The organism is Pedobacter ginsengiterrae (assembly GCF_039537385.1).
Classification (GTDB): domain Bacteria; phylum Bacteroidota; class Bacteroidia; order Sphingobacteriales; family Sphingobacteriaceae; genus Pedobacter; species Pedobacter ginsengiterrae.
Genome location: NZ_BAABAK010000018.1, coordinates 85,384 through 103,669, shown reverse-complemented (window position 1 = coordinate 103,669; position 18,286 = coordinate 85,384). Strand labels below are relative to the sequence as shown.

The following is an 18,286-nucleotide window of genomic DNA, read 5'->3' as shown; positions in this document are numbered from 1 at the left end:
AGTTGCTTTTACATTGTTAAGCTGGTTTCTATCTTTAGTATTTAAGCTTTTATCTTTATTCTTACTTATAAATTTCTTTTCTTGCTGACGCCAACGTATTTTTAAGTAAGCCAACAATTGTCATTAAACCAACACCGCCTGGAACAGGAGTGATGTATGAAGAAATTGGGGCTACATTATCAAAGTCTACATCGCCATAAAGTTTAAAACCAGATTTAGTTTCAGTAGATGTTTCACGATTAATACCTACATCAATAATAATTGCACCAGGTTTAACCATATCAGCAGTTACAAAATTCTTTTTACCAATTGCTGCAATAACAATATCTGCCTGAAGAATTTGTTCTTTTAAGTCTTTTGTGCGAGAATGTGTAAGTGTTACCGTACAGTTGCCAGGATTTGCATTACGAGCCATTAAAATACTCATCGGGCTACCCACAATATTACTTCTACCAACTACAACACAATGCATTCCAGTCGTATCTATATTATATTCTTGCAGCATCAATAAAATACCGTATGGTGTAGCAGGAATAAAGCAAGGTAAGTTGCGCATCATTCTACCGAGGTTTACAGGGTGGAAGCCATCTACATCTTTACGATAATCTATCGTTTCGGTAACTTTTTCGGGATCGATATGCTTTGGTAAAGGTAATTGAACAATCAATCCATCAACATCATCATCCTGGTTAATTTCTTCAATTTTAGCCAATAGCTCAGCCTCAGTAACCGAATTATCATACCTGTGAAGCGAAGATTTAAAACCTACCTTTTCACAATTTTTCATTTTACTGGCAACGTAAGTTTCGCTACCACCATCATTGCCAACCAAAATAGCTACTAAATGTGGTTTTCTGCCAGTTGTACTCAAAAAATCAGCTGCTTCTTCTGCAATTTGAACTTTAACTTTTTCTGATACGTATTTACCGTCTAATAATTTCATTTTTAAAGTATCGAGTAGTAAGTATCAAGTATCAAGAAGAGCAATTTATCTTGCTACTTGATACTTGTATCTTGATTCTATATCTAATCTAATTTCAAAACAGCCATAAACGCCGATTGTGGAATTTCTACGTTTCCAACCTGGCGCATGCGCTTTTTACCTTTTTTCTGTTTCTCTAATAACTTACGTTTACGAGAAATATCGCCACCATAACATTTAGCTGTTACATCTTTACGTAAAGCACTAAGCGTTTCGCGGGCGATAACTTTAGCGCCAATTGATGCTTGTATTTTAATCTCGAATTGCTGACGAGGGATTAACTCTCTTAATTTCTCGCAAATTTTCTTTCCGAAATCGTAAGCATTACTGCGGTGGATTAATGAAGATAAAGCATCAACAGGTTCATCATTAATTAACATATCTAAACGAACCAAATCCGATTTGCGGTAACCAACCTGGTGATAATCGAATGATGCATAACCCTTAGAAATGGTTTTCAATTTATCGTAAAAATCGAATACAATTTCGCCCATTGGCATTTCGAAAACCAACTCAACGCGATCAGATGTTAAGTATGATTGGTTTACAATCGTTCCTCTTTTCTGAATACAAAGTGACATTACAGGCCCAACAAAATCAGCTTTGGTAATAATGTTAGCCTTAATATAAGGTTCTTCAACCGAATCCAATTTACTTGGGTCTGGCAAATCAGATGGATTATTTACAAAAATTTCATCTCCCTTGGTTGTATGAGCAATGTAAGATACGTTGGGAACGGTAGTAATTACCGTCATATCGAATTCACGCTCCAAACGTTCCTGGATAATTTCCATGTGCAACATGCCCAAGAATCCGCATCGGAAACCAAAGCCTAATGCAGCAGAACTTTCAGGTTCGAAAACAATAGATGCATCATTTAACTGCAACTTGTGCATGGCTTCGCGAAGTTCTTCAAACTCATCAGTATCAACTGGATAAATCCCAGCAAAAACCATTGGTTTAACCTCTTCAAAACCCTGAATCGAATCTAACGATGGTCTTGCAGTAGTTGTAATCGTATCACCTACTTTTACTTCTCTGGCTTCTTTAATCCCAGAAATAATGTAACCAACATCTCCAGTTTTAACCACATTACGTGGCGACATATCCAGTTTCAAAATGCCAACTTCATCAGCCAGATATTCTTTTCCCGTATTAATGAATTTTACTTTATCACCTTTTTTAATTTCGCCGTTAACCACTTTATAGTAAGCAATAATACCTCTAAAAGAGTTAAAAACTGAATCGAAAATTAAGGCTTGCAAAGGCGCTTCAGGATCACCAACTGGTGCAGGAACGCGGTCTACAATAGCCTGAATAATATCAGGAATACCCATCCCAGTTTTACCCGATGCAGGAATAATATCTTCACGCTTACAACCAATTAAATCAATAATCTGGTCTTTTACTTCCTCAGGCATTGCCCCAGGTAAATCCATTTTATTTAAAATCGGTATAATTTCAAGGTCGTGCTCTAAAGCTAAATATAGATTCGAAATCGTCTGAGCCTGAATCCCTTGCGATGCATCAACAATTAGCAACGCACCCTCGCAAGCTGCAATTGAACGCGAAACTTCATAAGAAAAATCTACGTGTCCAGGTGTATCAATTAAATTGAAATTGTATTCAATATCACCAACTTTGTAGTTCATTTGTATGGCATGACTTTTAATCGTAATGCCTCTCTCACGCTCCAAATCCATGTTGTCGAGCAATTGCGCCTGCGCTTCACGCTGCGAAATTGTCGCTGTATATTCTAATAACCTATCGGCCAAAGTGCTCTTGCCGTGGTCAATATGTGCAATAATGCAAAAATTACGTATATGCTTCATCTTTGCGCAAAGATATGCTTTTTAATGGAATATGGAATATGGAAAATTGATGGCGAAAAGTATAAAAATTGAATAAAATTTGAAAAGCAAGTTCCTGTAATTTTTCGGTTGCGGTAGCCCCGCTTTTCGTTTTAATATTTTTTGTTTATGTTATAATCATATTAAAGTATTGCACCAAAAAATATCACCACTTCAATCTGGTTTATTTTAATCAAGACAGAATATCTTTTGATAATTCTCCCTTAACTGCTTTATATCAATTTAGCAATTTGAAATTCATTTGAAAATATATTTATATTTAGCTATTTCTACAAATAAACATTAGGCATAATTTCCCAAGCCCAAGGCTTTTTAAAGGTTTTAAAAGTTCGCAGCTGACTAAAAAATAAAACCTCGCTCGTTTTTCGATTTTCAATATCCCTTCTATGCAAATTACCAACTGTAGTAAATAATTGTCGACCGTTAAAATCGTAAATTCTTTCCGTCATATCGCCAGTATTTTGGTTAAAATACAAGTTTATTGCGTTGGTTAAAAACCAATCCTTGTCCTGAAATTTAAAGGTATATCCCAATTCCCATCGCCACTGGCTGCCGCCTGCAAACCTTAAAAATAATTGCTGATCTTTAATTGCAATTTGTTGCAACGGGTCACCAAGTTTGCCTCCCTCTTCCGAACGCAGAATAAAATCGTTGTTTTGAGCAGATAATTTTAAATTTCCTGTCGCTTTATCTTTAAAATAAATAGCCAAAATTCTTGGTTTCTGTGTTTCTTTTATAATTTCCGAATTATTATCGCCGTAGGTTCTCGTTTCATCTATGATTTTATTTGATTCGAAAATCACGGCTAAATCATCAACTCCATCAGCATTCAAATCGCCGTTTGCAGTCTCAATAACGGTCCAGTTGGTAGGAGTAAGTTGCTCGATAGATGAACCTTGCGGTTTTACCTTTGGAAATAAGAATGTTTTTTGAGCAAAAGCGCTTTGCGCAAATAGCATCAGCAAAAGGAAATTGAAAACTTTCATTTAGGTAAAAAAAGTATTGATGTAATTGTAAAACGTTTGGATTATTGATTTAGTTTAACATGTTTTTAAGCTGGCTTCTTTTCGGCTGGAGCACGGTGAAACGGAGAGATTTTTAAACGAGGAATCCAATTACAAAGATTTGTCGGCTTCGCTTGAAATGATTAGAGTGTAATAACCGCATTAAAAACAATTAATCTTCTAAAATTCCTTTACTTTTGCATTTTAAATATTTCTTTTGAAGACACAACTTTTTATCGTTACGCCACCTTTTACACAACTGAATACACCTTATCCAGCAACGGCGTATATAAAAGGCTTTTTAAACACCAAAAACATCAGTTCTACACAAGCCGATCTAGGTATTGAAGTAATCCTCAAGATGTTTTCGAAACAGGGTTTAACACATATGTTTCAAACAAAAAATACTAAACCCTTAAGTGCAAATTCTAAGCGCATTTTGGCTTTAAGAGATGAATATTTAAAAACGATAGATTCTGTAATTGATTTTTTGCAAGGGAAAAATCCAACCTTGGCACTACAAATTTGTGGCGATGATTTTCTTCCTCAGGCTTCTAGATTTGCGCAGTTGGAAGAATTAGATTGGGCATTCGGCGCCATGGGAACCCAAGATAAAGCAAAACATTTAGCAACTCTTTATCTCGAAGATATTTCTGATTTCATTGTAGAATGCGTTGATGAAAATTTTGGTTTTAGCCGTTATGCTGAGCGTTTAGGTAGGAGTGCAAATTCATTTGATGAGCTTTATGATGCGCTGAGTAAAGAGCCGAGCTACATTGATAATATTCTAATTTCTATCCTAAAAGAATATATTGAAACTGTTCAGCCGAAACTATTCTTAATTTCAGTTCCCTTTCCAGGGAATTTGTATAGTGCATTTCGCTCAGCACAATGGGTTAAACAAAATTATCCAGAAATTAAAATTTCGATGGGTGGTGGTTTTCCAAATACTGAACTGCGCTCGCTTTCCGATCAAAGGGTTTTCGAGTTTTTCGACTTTATTACATTGGATGATGGTGAACTGCCAATTGAGTTGTTAATTCAAAATATTAGCGGAAATGTTCCTGCCGAAATGCAAATGTATAAACGGACTTTTTTGCTCGAAAATGGAGAAGTTGTTTATAAAAATGATTCTTTTCGCAAAGATTACAAACAAGCTGATGTAGGCACGCCTGATTATTCGGGCTTGCTTTTGGACAAATATATTTCGGTTATCGAAATTGTTAATCCAATGCATCGTATGTGGAGCGATGGTCGCTGGAACAAACTCACAATGGCACATGGCTGTTATTGGGGCAAATGTACCTTCTGCGATATTTCATTGGATTATATTAAGGTTTATGAGCCTGTTCAAGCAAAACAAATTGTAGATCGCATTGAAGAATTATCATTAAAAACAGGTCAAAATGGTTTTCACTTTGTAGATGAAGCTGCTCCACCAGCTTTAATGCGTGAAGTTGCGCTAGAAATTCTTCGAAGAAAACTGGCGGTAACCTGGTGGACAAATATTCGCTTTGAGAAAAGTTTTACTGCTGATCTGTGTTTATTATTAAAAGCTTCTGGTTGTATTGCAGTTTCGGGAGGTTTAGAAGTCGCATCCGATCGGTTATTGAAACTGATTGATAAAGGTGTTACCGTTGAACAAGTAGCCAGAGTTACCAGAAACTTTACCGAGGCAGGAATTATGGTTCATGCTTATTTAATGTATGGTTATCCAACGCAAACCGTTCAGGAAACTGTCGATAGTTTAGAAATGGTTCGTCAATTATTCGAAGTTGGAATTTTACAATCTGGTTTCTGGCACCAATTTGCAATGACGGCACATAGTCCAGTGGGAATGTACCCAGAAAAGTTTGGAGTGATTAAAGAAACGGAAACCATTGGAACATTTGCGAACAACGATATCAATTACATCGATAAAACTGGTATCGATCATAATAAATTTAGTTTTGGGTTAAAGAAATCACTGTTCAATTTTATGCATGGAATTTGTTTTGATTATGAATTGCAAGATTGGTTCGACTTCAAAATTCCAAGAACTAAAATTCCAACTGATTTTATTGAGAAAGCAATAAATGAAGACAATAACTTTAATACGAAGCCCACAGCTAAGGTTGTTTGGTTAGGAAGTAATCCTGATGCAGAATATTTTACGAAAACTAAAAAAGGTAATTCATGGGAAATGGCCTCGATAACCTTCCATGATAAGAAAGAAAGTTTTACTATTCAAACTAACAAAAACGAAGGCGAATGGCTGGTTTCGATTTTAGAAAAAATCAAGGTTTCGGGAGATAAAATTTATTCATTTCAGGAAATTAAAGCTGATTTCGAATTTGAAATGGAGAATTTTGAATTGTTCTGGTATTCTAAACCAATAAATACTTTACGAGAATTCGGATTATTGGTTTTGTAATTTTTATACTTTCCGCCATATTCCGAAGCCGTTCCTTATAATTGAATTCACTTCAGCATCTTAGTGTCCGAAGTTTATCAACCAGATTAGGAATATAAGACACATAAAATCTCAAATCTTATATTTTCTCACATTCCTTATATGGTCAAATGGCTTAATTAATCACAATGTGGAACAGTATAAGTCCAGGTTTCTGATTCACCGTTCGGAACGATGTAACCATTACCTTTGGCATTTTCGAACCATAGTTTACCACGAAGTTTGTCTCTATTGCCAATCTCATTCATAGTTGCACTATCATATAAACGACCGTTAATCATCACGTATTTAATCTTTTCAGAGTTACGAATATCATCTAAAGGATTTGCATCCATAATTACTAAATCAGCTAATTTGCCAACTTCTAAAGAGCCAATTTCTTTATTCATACCCAAATAACTTGCACCATTTAAGGTTGCGTTTCTAATGGCTTGTAGTGGAGAAAAACCACCTTGAACAAACATCCACAATTCCCAATGAGCACCCAATCCTTGAATTTGTCCGTGGGCACCAAGATTTACTTTTGTACCGCCATCGGCAATTTGTTTGGTTGCTTTAGCAATATCAATATGGTTGTAATCACTATATTCTGAGGTAGTTCTACGTCTTGCTCTTGCATCGATAATTGAACGAGGAGTGTAAGTCATTAACTTTTCGTTTTCCCAAACGTTGGTTCTATCGTACCAGTAATTCTCTCCCCATTGACCGCCATACGCAACAATTAAAGTCGGTGTGTAACCAACATCTGTATTATTCCAAAGTGTGGTTACATCCTTATAAACTGGTAAAACTGGAATACTGTGTTCAATTCCAGTATGTCCATCAGTAACCATATTCATATTATGAAAAAATGTTGAGCCACCTTCAGGAACGACTTCCATTTTTAACTGTCGTGCAGCTTCTAAAATTTGCTGACGTTGCTCTCTTCGAGGCTGATTGTAAGATTTTACAGAAAATGCACCAACAGCTTTTAGTCTTTTTAAATGCGCTAATGCATCATCCAAACTATTAATAACCACTTTAAAGTCGCCATCTGCGCCGTATAAAATCGAACCTGTTGAATATACTCGTGGACCAATCATTCTACCAGCTTTTAACATCTCGCTCTGACTGAAAACCATCTCCGTATTACTCGATGGATCATGAGAAGTGGTTACACCAAAGGCTAAGTTTGCCAAATAACTCCAATCGCTTTGCGGCGAAATTCCATCAGGACTTGTGCGTAAATGCGCATGTACATCTACAATTCCAGGCATAATTGTTTTGCCATTTACATCAATTACTTTCGCATTTGCAGGAATAGTTACGGCATCAGCTTTACCAATTGCAGTAATTTTGTTTCCATCGGTTAAAATGGTTCCGTTCTCTATAACTTCATCGCCTTTCATCGAGATAATCCTTGCGCCTTTCAAGGCAACGATTCCGTTAGGCACATCCGATTTTAATTTAAGATTAATATCGATTGAAGTTGCCTGAGTTTTTGGGGTAGTGCCATCAAAATTAAAGGCGCCATTAACATCAATGGTAAAGTATTTCGGACCCAATGTCCAGTGTAAGTTCTTGCTATCGTTACTCCACTGTATATAAGTTCCACCATCGGTTGTTACTTTTGTAACTGGAATCGCTTTATTTCCAGCCGATGCATCCTGAGCAACGCCAACGTTAATCATTGGAGTAATGTAAACGTTAAAAAGTTCACTGAAAGCTACATATTTATTATCGGGACTAACCACAAACTGATTTGCATATTGAGAAGTAAAATGCGTTCTTTCGTTCGCCCCATTTAAATCGATACTTTTTAAAGCTTTTTTTCCATCTGCGTAACTTTGGAAATAAATACGGGTATCTGTATTATTGAAAGATGGTTTTATACCATTTTCTGAAACCAAAGATTTGGCTCCACCATTTGCAGCCATAACGAAAATTCCTGTTCCACGGCCATAGTTGTAACCTAAAACATCGTTTCCACTTCCTTTTCTAAAAACAATTTTATCACCTTTGGTAGAATATTGAGGAGAATAATAAAATCCTTTTTCATCACTCAGCGTAATTGTTTTACCAGATTTTAAGTCAGTTCTTTTAATCGCTCCGCGAAGTTCATCGCTCCAGCTCGTATAAATTACAAACTTTCCATCTGGACTAAAAGAAGGTTCAAACTCGAAATCAGTACCATTTGTTAATCTTTCTGGTGCACCATTTGGCAATTCTTGCTTATAAAGATATCCTGCAGCATTAAAAACAATTGTTTTAGCATCTGGCGATGTTGTTAATTGACGCAACATTTTTGCTGAAAAATCATTGCTAAAAACCTGTTGTTCGAAATGTAAAGCTTGCTGAACAGTTTGAACTGTGTTTGCCTGAAACGGAATTGTAGAGTTAATAAGGGTTCCAATCTCGGTTTTTCTGATTTTTCCTTTCGCATAAAACACTAAGCTTTTGCTATCTGGCATCCAGGCAAAATTGGGATAAACGCCAAAAATAGCCCAGGTTTCTTGTTGGTCATGAGATAACTCTTCGTTAACAGGCCACTCTTCGCCAGTTTTTATATTTTGAACATATAAAGTAGATTTTAAACGAACACGTTTTACAAAAGCAATTAAATTTCCATCAGGAGATACCTGAGGACGACAAGCACCTCCTTGTTCGTTTATTAATGTAGTTAATTTTCCCGTAGTTAAATCTAATTGGCGAATAGCATAAATTGTTCCGTTTGGGTCTTTACTGTATTCGAAATTGGGTCCAGGAGTTACATCTTCACTAAAATAAAGATATCTGCCATCTGGCGAAACGTTTGGTTCTCCAGCATCTTGCTGATCATTTTTACGTTTAGTTAATTGTACACCATCGCCACCATTAATACTGTACATCCACATTTCGCCAGCACCTAAAGAGCGACCTGCCGTGAAATGCTTCCTAGCGACAACATATTCGCTGTTTGGCATCCAGGTTGCGTTATTTAACAATCTAAAAGTTTCTTTTGTAACTTGTTTTTTGTTCGAACCATCGCGACTCATAATCCAAATGTTGTCGCCTCCACTTTTATCACTGGTATAAGAAATATATTTTCCGTTAGGACTAAAGCGAGGCTGAACATCGTATGCAATACCACCACTAATTAATTTGGCCTGGCCGCCAGCAATTGGCATCGTATAGATATCGCCTAATAAATCGAAAACAATCTCTTGGCCATCTGGACTCACATCCAGATTCATCCACGTTCCTTCATCAGTATTTAAAGTAAAGTTTTTGGTTGTTCCCATGTATTTTTCTACATCCCATTTCTTTTCTTGTGCATTTGAAGCGAAAAATAGGAGTGAAAGCGCCGATAGAAAGTAGAGTTTTTTCATCTAAATTTTTATTAATTGTGGCGCAATTTAGTAATATAACAACCTTTTTTATAGTTTTGGTAAGCCTGATTTATGACAGCAATAGAGATTTTACAAAAATATTGGGGTTACCCAGCTTTTCGACCGTTACAGCAAGATATCATTAATTCCGTTTTAGAAGGAAATGATAGTTTAGCGCTTTTGCCAACTGGTGGTGGTAAATCTGTTTGTTTTCAGGTTCCTGCACTTGTAAATGAAGGTATTTGCATCGTAGTTTCACCATTAATTGCGCTGATGAAAGATCAGGTAGAAAACCTGAAATCGAGAGGAATTGAGGCTATCGCTATTTATGCAGGAATGGGTAAACGCGAAATCGATATTCTGCTGGATAACTGTATCTATGGCAAAATCAAATTTCTTTACTTATCACCCGAAAGATTACTTTCTGATTTAGTTCGCGTGCGGATTTCTTATATGAACGTTAACCTAATTGCTGTTGATGAAGCGCATTGCATTTCGCAATGGGGTTACGATTTTCGTCCGCCTTACCAACAAATTGCAAAGCTTAGAGAAATCCATCCAGATGTACCAGTTTTAGCACTTACGGCAACGGCAACTGAATTTGTTCGAAGAGATATTGTTGATAAATTAGATATGAAAGATCCGCAGGTTTTTGTTAAAAGCTTTGCTAGAGATAATTTAAGTTATGTGGTTTTTAATAAGGAAGATAAATATAAAAAACTGATTGAAATTTGTAGAAATGTAAAAGGAAGTGGACTGGTTTATGTTCGCAACAGAAGGGAAACAGCAGAGGTTTCTAATTTCTTAAATCGCAATCAAATTAAGGCCGATTTCTATCACGCGGGTTTAGAACGCGATATTCGTTTTCAAAAACAAGAAGATTGGAAACTTAATAAAACCCGTATTATGGTAGCTACAAATGCTTTCGGAATGGGTATTGATAAAGCAGATGTTCGAACTGTTGTGCATTTAGATTTACCCGAAAGTTTGGAGGCCTATTATCAGGAGGCAGGTAGGGCAGGTCGAGACGAAAAACGAAGTTATGCTGTTTTATTGGCCAATCAATCTGATATTTTAAGCCTTGAATCGCGTTACATCGATAGTTTTCCTTCGCCAGATGAAATTAGAAAAGTTTACCATTACTTAGGGAATTACTTTCAATTGGCTTTTGGTGCAGGCGAGGGTTTGACCTTTACTTTTGATATTGCTGATTTCTGTAAAAGATTTAATATTAGTGTTTTAAAATCTATTTCAGCTTTAAAATTCTTAGAACATGACGGTTATCTTACCCTATCCGAAAGTGTTTTTCTTCCCTCAAGGATGATGTTTATTGCCAGTCACGAAGATATTTATCGCTTCCAGATTGAAAATAAAGCTTACGATAGCATTATCAAGACTATTTTACGGTCTCACGGTGGTGCATTCGATGGTTTCGTAAAAATTAATGAAGCCGATTTAGCAAAGAAAACGGGTTTATCCTACAAAGATATTATCGCTCTGCTTAATAAATTACAATCGATAGAATTACTAACCTATATCCAACAAACTGATCAACCACAACTGCAATATGTTAGGCCACGCGTAGATATGGATCATTTTGATTTAGACGTAAAATACCTGGAATTGCGCAAAGAAATTTTGCTTAAACAGATAAATGCTGTAGTTGGTTATGCATCTACAAATGTGTGCCGCAATATTCAGTTACTATCATATTTCGACGAGCATAATGCTTCTAAATGCGGTGTCTGCGATGTTTGTTTAGCAGAAAAGCGAGTAGAAAATGAAAGCCAAATTAATGATGAAATAGATTTTGAAATTGTTTCTTTACTTCAACAACAAGCTTTGAGTTTAGATGATTTAGTTATCAATACAAAAAGTGGCACTGAAAACGAACGTATCGAGGCTATTCGTGAATTATTAGATGCTGGCAAAATTAAAACTGATGGGAAGAAGTATTATCTTTAACCTCCATATGGTTATCATAATAATTGTAGAAATTGGTTAAACAGCTACAACAGTTAAGAAAATTAATGCATTCGAAATAGTTAACCTCCTTAAAATTCAAATGATAGAAAAAGATAATAAGAAAACCATCCGTTCATGGGCTTTCTTCGATTGGGCAAATTCGGCCTATAATTTGGTTATAACTTCAACAATTTTTCCAGTTTATTATGTTGCCATAACTACAACAAAAGAGCATGGAGATGAAGTTACTTTTTTTGGCAAAACATTTATAAATACAGTTCTATCTAATTATGCATTGGCATTAGCTTATTTAGTAATGGTTGTTTTGTTGCCCTTGCTATCTTCTTACGCCGATGCCAAAGGCAAAAAGAAATTTTTTATGCAATTATTTACTTATGTTGGTTCGATTGCATGTATGGGTTTGTTCTTCTTCGATTTAGCACATTTGGAGTTAGGAATAATTTGTTTTGTTTTAGCCGCAATGGGTTATGTAGGCGGTGTAATGTTTAATAATTCTTACTTGCCTATAATAGCGTCAGTAGATAAACAAGATAAAGTTAGTGCTCAGGGTTTTGGTTATGGCTACATAGGAAGTGTAATTTTGCAATTAGTTTGCTTCGTTTTTGTTTTAAAACCAGGTTTATTTGGAATTGCCGAAAAATCAGCGCTTCCTGCGCAAATATCATTTTTATTAGTTGGTATCTGGTGGTTAGCATTTGCTCAAATTCCATTTAAGGTGCTGCCGAGAGATAAACCAAGCGCAGGCTCATCAGGCAAAGGAATAATTAAAAGTAGTTTCGGTGAATTTGTTAAAGTTTGGAATCAGCTGAAACTAATGAAGTTTTTGAAAACCTATTTAATAGCCTTTTTTGCTTACTCAATGGGCGTTCAAACGATTATGCTTGCAGCCGCTGGTTTTGGTGCTAAAGTTCTGAAATTAGAATCTGGAAGTTTAATCGCCGTAATTTTAATTATTCAGCTGGTTGCCATTTTAGGCGCATGGCTGATGTCGCTTTTAGCTAAAAAGGTTGGAAATATAAATGTATTATCAGGTGTAGTTGTAGTATGGATAACTTGCTGCGTACTGGCTTATTTTATTACCAATTCAACTCAGTTTTATGCTTTAGCTGCAGTGGTTGGGTTAATTATGGGAGGGATCCAGTCCTTATCTCGCTCTACGTATTCTAAACATATTCCCGAAAATACTACTGATACAGCATCATTTTTTAGCTTTTATGATGCGACCGAAAAACTAGCCATTGTATTAGGATTATTCAGCTTTGCGTTAATTGAGGGAATTACGCATGACATGCGTAAATCTATAATTGCACTTGCATCATTTTTCGTAATTGGTTTAGTGTTTTTATTAATCTTGAAAAAAATCGAAAGCAAAGAAGCTGTAAAATTGTAAGTTTGTAGCTCGAATCGTAATTATAATAGATGAAAGTAGAATTGTTTGTTCCCTGTTTTGTAGATCAGTTATATCCCGAAACCGCTTTTAATACGTTAAAATTATTAGAAAAATCTGGCTGTAAAGTAGAATACAACTCAAAGCAAACTTGTTGTGGCCAACCAGCTTACAATGCTGGTTACTGGGATGAAGCAAAAGAAGTTGGTACTAAATTTTTAAGTGATTTTACAGAAAATACATATGTCGTTGCGCCATCAGCATCGTGTGTAGGTATGGTAAAAGGTGGTTATAACGATTTATTCACTAACACAATCGTTCATAATAAATGCCGTAGCCTGCAATCTAACATTTGGGAACTTTCTGATTTTCTGATCAATGTTGCGAAAAAAGATTATTTCGGGGCAGAATTAGAAGGTAAGGCTGTTTACCATGATTCTTGTAGTGCTTTACGCGAATGCAAAATTAAAGATGAACCTCGTCAGCTTTTATCGAAAGTTCATGGTTTAGAAATGCTTGAGATGAAAGATACTGATATGTGTTGTGGCTTTGGCGGTACCTTTGCAGTTAAATTCGATGCAATTTCTTCGGCAATGGCCGAGCAAAAGGTAAATCATGCTTTAGATCAACAAGCTGATTACATTATTTCAACCGATTTATCATGTTTATTACATCTTCAAGGTTATATCGATAAAAATAATCTACCAATAAAAACCATGCACATTGCAGATGTTTTATGTAATGGCTGGTTAGAAAGTACCGAATACTAACAAGATTATTACCTCTGATTTCTAGTTATTTAACACTTTTTAACAAGCTTTACGTTAAATCTAAAATACCTTTATTAAACCTTTTTTGCGATTTAGCATCTAAACAACAAAACACAAAACAATGAAGCTATTATGGTTTAGCAAAACTAATGTTAAAATAAAACCCTGACAGCTTCATCACCTTTAAAAATCAAATATAAATAAGATGAAAAAAATACTTTTCGCTTTACTAGGAGTTTTATCAATCGCATCAGTAGCAAGTGCGCAAAAAAAAACTTCTGGAGCAATACAATTTGAAACCGTAATTGATCCTGCTGCAATGATGGCGGCAAGTGGCGTTAAAATTCCTGAGCAAATGGCTGCAAGAATGCCTTCAACAAGTAAATCTAACTTCGAATTATTGTTTAATGCAACTAATGCAAGTTATATGCCTGTAGAAGAAACAGAAGATAGTAATGGTGCTGGCGGCGGTGGTGGTGGTATGGGTCGTATGATGAGAGGTTTTGGTGGCGCAGGTGGAAATAGAGAATATTATTACACATTTGCTGATAAAAAATTAGTCGAAGTTTTTGATCTTAGCGATACAAGCTACGTGATGCAAAGTAGTTTAAAGTTAAACACAACCGCAGGAATTGGTTTTGGTGGTGGAATGGGAAGAAACAACCCAAATGACACAACTAAGCCCAAACCAGTTGTTCCTCCAAAAATAGAAGTAGTTAAAACCGATGCAACTAAGCAAATTGCTGGTATTACTTGCCATGAAGTTATCGTAAAATCAACCAGATCTGTAAAAATTTTAGATATGGATAAAGATGTTACGGAAGAAACTCATATTTGGTATACAAAAGATTTAGGCTTTGATTTTTCTCCAAATCCAAATATGTGGACAGAAGGTGCCGTTTTAGCTATAGAAGGCAGAGGTACTAGCACAATTGCAAAAAGTATCGAATACAGAAATGTAAGTGTAAAAGATGTAACTGCTCCGAAAAAAGCAACTCCAATAACTGATGCAGAATATAAAGTTAAAATGGAAAACATGATGAAACGTTTCCGTGGTAATGGAAACAACAGACCAGGTGGCGGACAAAGAGTTATTATGGTTAACTAGTTTCAAAAATTATAAATTTTTGGAAAGCCTGCTCAATTTAATTGAGCAGGCTTTTTTTATGCGGAAAATTTCATCATAAAATAGAATGTATATTTCCAGTTACACTCGACTTTAATGCTTCTGATTTTTTTAAGCCAAATACAAAATGATTATTATTGATGCAGATTAAAAACAACCTAATGCAAAACGATAATACATTACTTAAAACGAAGAAACATTTTGAAATTCTTGATGGGTTACGAGGTTTAGCTGCAATAGCAGTTGTGATTTTTCATTTTATGGAAATAGCCATTACTGATTATAGTAAGAATTTCATTGGTCACGGCTATTTGGCAGTAGATTTCTTCTTTTGTTTATCTGGTTTTGTTATCGCGTACGCCTACGATGCACGAGCTAAAGATGTCGGAATAACACAGTTTTTCAAATTAAGACTTATTCGTTTACATCCATTAGTTATTATTGGGTCTGTACTGGGTTTATTAACTTTTATTTTCGATCCTTTTGTTAGCCTATATCCTGTGTACGGCTTTGGTAAAACGGCATTATTGTTTTTATCGTCACTTTTCCTTATTCCGTATCCAATAGTAGAAGAGCGCTTTTTTAATTTATTTAACCTAAATGCGCCTAGCTGGTCCTTGTTTTGGGAGTATATTGCCAACATCTTCTACATATTTTTGCTTTATAAAATCGGCAAGAAATATTTATTGATTTTAACATTAATTGCGGCGGGCTTACTTTTTTATGTTGCCACTAAAACAACTAATTTATCTGGTGGATGGGGTGGAACTACATTTTGGGATGGCGGTGCTCGCGTATTTTATTCCTTTTTGGCAGGAATGTTGGTTTATCGCTTCAATTGGATTATTAAAAACAAATTAGGATTTATAGGGGTTTCGATTTTATTGCTTTTAGCGTTTTTGATGCCATATTCAAATGAATACAATTGGATCACCGAACCGATTATCGTATTAATTTATTTTCCATTATTAGTAGCATTAGGCTCTGGTGCAACCTTAACATCATCATTCGAAAAGCTTTGTAAGTTATCGGGAGAAATTTCATATCCATTATATATGACGCATTATCCTTTCCTGTGGATTTTTCTAACTTATGTTACAACCACCAAGCCCGATATGTCTTTATTGAAATTGATAATTCCAGTTTCTGTAATCCTGCTTGTAGTTTTTGCTTATCTGGTTATGGTGTTTTTAGATATTCCTCTACGTAATTATTTAAAAAATAAGTGGCTAAAAGTTAAGTCGTAAAATAATTATGGGTTTGTTTTAGTGATGATTTATTATAGGAAAACTTGCTTTTCAGTGGAAAAAACAGCATCTTTGCACAAAATAAAATCACTTTGTATGTGATTAAGAAATAACTTTTTTTTAAACCGTTCCGAAGTTTAGATAGAACAAGGAACAAAATCATAGTTGTAGATGATTAATATTACTTTACCTGACGGCTCAGTTCGTCAGTACGAAAAGGGCACATCTGCCCATCAAATTGCATTATCAATTTCTGAGGGTTTAGCAAGAAACGTTTTAGCAGCCGAAGTTAATAGCGAAGTTTGGGATTCAACACGTCCAATCGAAGCAGATTCTACTGTTAAACTTTTAACCTGGAATGATACAGCTGGAAAATCAACTTTCTGGCATTCATCTGCTCACTTAATGGCTGAGGCTTTAGAAGCACTTTATCCAGGAACTAAATTTGGTATCGGACCAGCAATTGAAACTGGTTTCTACTATGATGTAGATTTTGGTGAGAAAGAATTTTCTTCGGATGATTTCAAAGCCATCGAAACTAAAATGATTGAATTGGCTAAGCAAAAAGAAACTTTTGTTAGAGAGAGTGTAAGCAAAGCTGATGCAATTAAATACTTTACCGAAAAAGGTGATGAGTACAAGCTTGATTTAATTGATGGATTAGAAGACGGAAAAATTACTTTCTATACTCAAGGTCAGTTTACCGATTTATGTCGTGGCCCGCACATTCCAAATACTGGTTTTGTAAAAGCAGTAAAACTGATGAATGTTGCTGGCGCATATTGGAGAGGCGATGAAACTAAAAAACAGTTAACACGTATATATGGCGTAACTTTTCCAAAGGCTAGCGAGCTTACCGAATATCTTGCAATGATTGAGGAAGCAAAAAAACGCGATCACCGTAAACTTGGAAAAGAGTTGGAGTTATTTGCTTTTTCTGAAAAAGTAGGGATGGGTTTGCCTTTATGGTTACCCAAAGGAACTGCTTTGCGTGAGCGTTTGGTTAACTTTTTAACTAAGGCACAAGCTAAAGCTGGTTATGAGCAGGTAGTTACGCCACATATTGGACACAAAAATTTGTACGTAACTTCTGGTCACTGGGAGAAATATGGTAAAGATTCATTTCAGCCAATAAAAACTCCACAAGAAGGAGAGGAGTTCTTCTTAAAACCAATGAACTGCCCGCACCACTGCGAGATTTATAAAACAAAACCACGTTCTTATAAAGATTTACCAGTTCGTTTTGCAGAGTTTGGTACAGTTTATCGTTACGAACAAAGTGGTGAATTACATGGTTTAACTCGTGTACGTGGCTTTACTCAAGATGATGCACACTTATTCTGCATGCCAGAACAAGTTAAAGAAGAATTTAAAAAAGTTATCGATTTAGTGCTTTATGTATTTAAATCTTTAGGTTTTGAAAACTTTACTGCTCAAATTTCGTTAAGAGATCCAGAGAATAAGTCGAAATATATTGGTTCTGATGAAAACTGGCGATTATCTGAAAATGCAATTATAGAAGCTGCAGCAGAAAAAGGATTAAATACAGTTGTAGAATATGGTGAAGCGGCTTTTTATGGTCCGAAGCTAGATTTTATGGTTAAAGATGCTTTAGGTAGAAAATGGCAGTTAGGAACTATTCAGGTAGATTACAACTTACCAGAGCGTTTCGAATTAGAATATACTGGTAGCGATAATCAAAAGCATAGACCAGTAATGATTCACCGTGCTCCATTTGGCTCTTTAGAAAGATTTATTGCTGTTTTAATTGAACATTGCGCAGGAAACTTCCCATTATGGTTAAGTCCAGAGCAGTTTACAATCCTTCCTATTTCAGAAAAATATGAAGAATATGCAAAAAAAGTTTTAGATGAACTAAATAATTCCGATATTCGCGGGCTGATTGACTTTCGTGATGAGAAAATCGGTCGTAAAATACGCGACGCGGAGGTTAAAAAAATCCCTTACATGCTCATTATCGGTGATAAAGAGATGGCCGAAGGAAAAGTTTCGGTTAGAAAACATGGCGAAGGCGATTTAGGTGAAATGACGTTGGAGGAATTCAACAATTTATTAAGAAAAGAAATAACAGTTTAAATTAAAATAGTACACAT

The 18,286-nt window shown here is 35.5% G+C and carries 11 protein-coding genes; 7 read left to right on the top strand and 4 right to left on the bottom strand.

Annotation, left to right across the window (positions count from 1 at the left end):
- Positions 1–61: 61 nt before the first annotated feature.
- The 3 genes from ABD692_RS17295 to ABD692_RS17285 form a co-directional block, all read right to left on the bottom strand.
- Complete coding sequence (locus ABD692_RS17295; protein ID WP_316760358.1) at positions 62–943, bottom strand: bifunctional 5,10-methylenetetrahydrofolate dehydrogenase/5,10-methenyltetrahydrofolate cyclohydrolase; 882 nt, start codon at positions 941–943, stop codon at positions 62–64.
- An 83-nt stretch (positions 944–1,026) separates the two neighbouring features.
- Positions 1,027–2,814 (bottom strand): translation elongation factor 4, encoded by a 1,788-nt coding sequence (gene lepA / locus ABD692_RS17290; protein ID WP_316760356.1) that lies wholly within the window; start codon positions 2,812–2,814, stop codon positions 1,027–1,029.
- 308 nt (positions 2,815–3,122) lie between these two features.
- On the bottom strand, positions 3,123–3,839 hold the full coding sequence (locus tag ABD692_RS17285) for a hypothetical protein (RefSeq protein ID WP_344768976.1): 717 nt from the start codon (positions 3,837–3,839) through the stop codon (positions 3,123–3,125).
- A gap of 235 nt (positions 3,840–4,074) precedes the next feature.
- On the opposite strand from ABD692_RS17285, the gene ABD692_RS17280 reads away from it, so the two are divergent.
- Entirely contained in the window at positions 4,075–6,270 is a 2,196-nt protein-coding gene (locus tag ABD692_RS17280; RefSeq protein WP_344768974.1) for a B12-binding domain-containing radical SAM protein, read from the top strand.
- Between the two features lie 158 nt (positions 6,271–6,428).
- Here ABD692_RS17280 and ABD692_RS17275 read toward each other — a convergent pair whose 3' ends face one another.
- Positions 6,429–9,656 (bottom strand): amidohydrolase family protein, encoded by a 3,228-nt coding sequence (locus ABD692_RS17275; protein ID WP_344768972.1) that lies wholly within the window; start codon positions 9,654–9,656, stop codon positions 6,429–6,431.
- Between the two features lie 72 nt (positions 9,657–9,728).
- On the opposite strand from ABD692_RS17275, the gene ABD692_RS17270 reads away from it, so the two are divergent.
- The 6 genes from ABD692_RS17270 (at position 9,729) to thrS (ending at position 18,269) form a co-directional block, all read left to right on the top strand.
- A complete protein-coding gene (locus ABD692_RS17270) occupies positions 9,729–11,621 on the top strand; it encodes a RecQ family ATP-dependent DNA helicase (RefSeq protein WP_344768970.1) in 1,893 nt (630 codons plus the stop codon).
- A 100-nt stretch (positions 11,622–11,721) separates the two neighbouring features.
- Positions 11,722–13,032, top strand: a complete 1,311-nt coding sequence (locus ABD692_RS17265; RefSeq protein WP_344768968.1) for an MFS transporter — start codon at positions 11,722–11,724, stop codon at positions 13,030–13,032.
- Between the two features lie 29 nt (positions 13,033–13,061).
- On the top strand, positions 13,062–13,799 hold the full coding sequence (locus tag ABD692_RS17260) for a (Fe-S)-binding protein (protein ID WP_344768966.1): 738 nt from the start codon (positions 13,062–13,064) through the stop codon (positions 13,797–13,799).
- A gap of 205 nt (positions 13,800–14,004) precedes the next feature.
- A complete protein-coding gene (locus ABD692_RS17255; RefSeq protein WP_344768964.1) occupies positions 14,005–14,907 on the top strand; it encodes a hypothetical protein in 903 nt (300 codons plus the stop codon).
- Between the two features lie 179 nt (positions 14,908–15,086).
- Positions 15,087–16,172 carry an acyltransferase family protein gene (locus ABD692_RS17250; RefSeq protein ID WP_344768962.1) on the top strand — a complete coding sequence of 362 codons (1,086 nt, stop codon included), beginning with the start codon at positions 15,087–15,089 and terminating at the stop codon, positions 16,170–16,172.
- Positions 16,173–16,343: 171 nt separating this feature from the next.
- Positions 16,344–18,269, top strand: a complete 1,926-nt coding sequence (thrS, locus tag ABD692_RS17245; protein WP_344768960.1) for a threonine--tRNA ligase — start codon at positions 16,344–16,346, stop codon at positions 18,267–18,269.
- Positions 18,270–18,286: the final 17 nt, after the last annotated feature.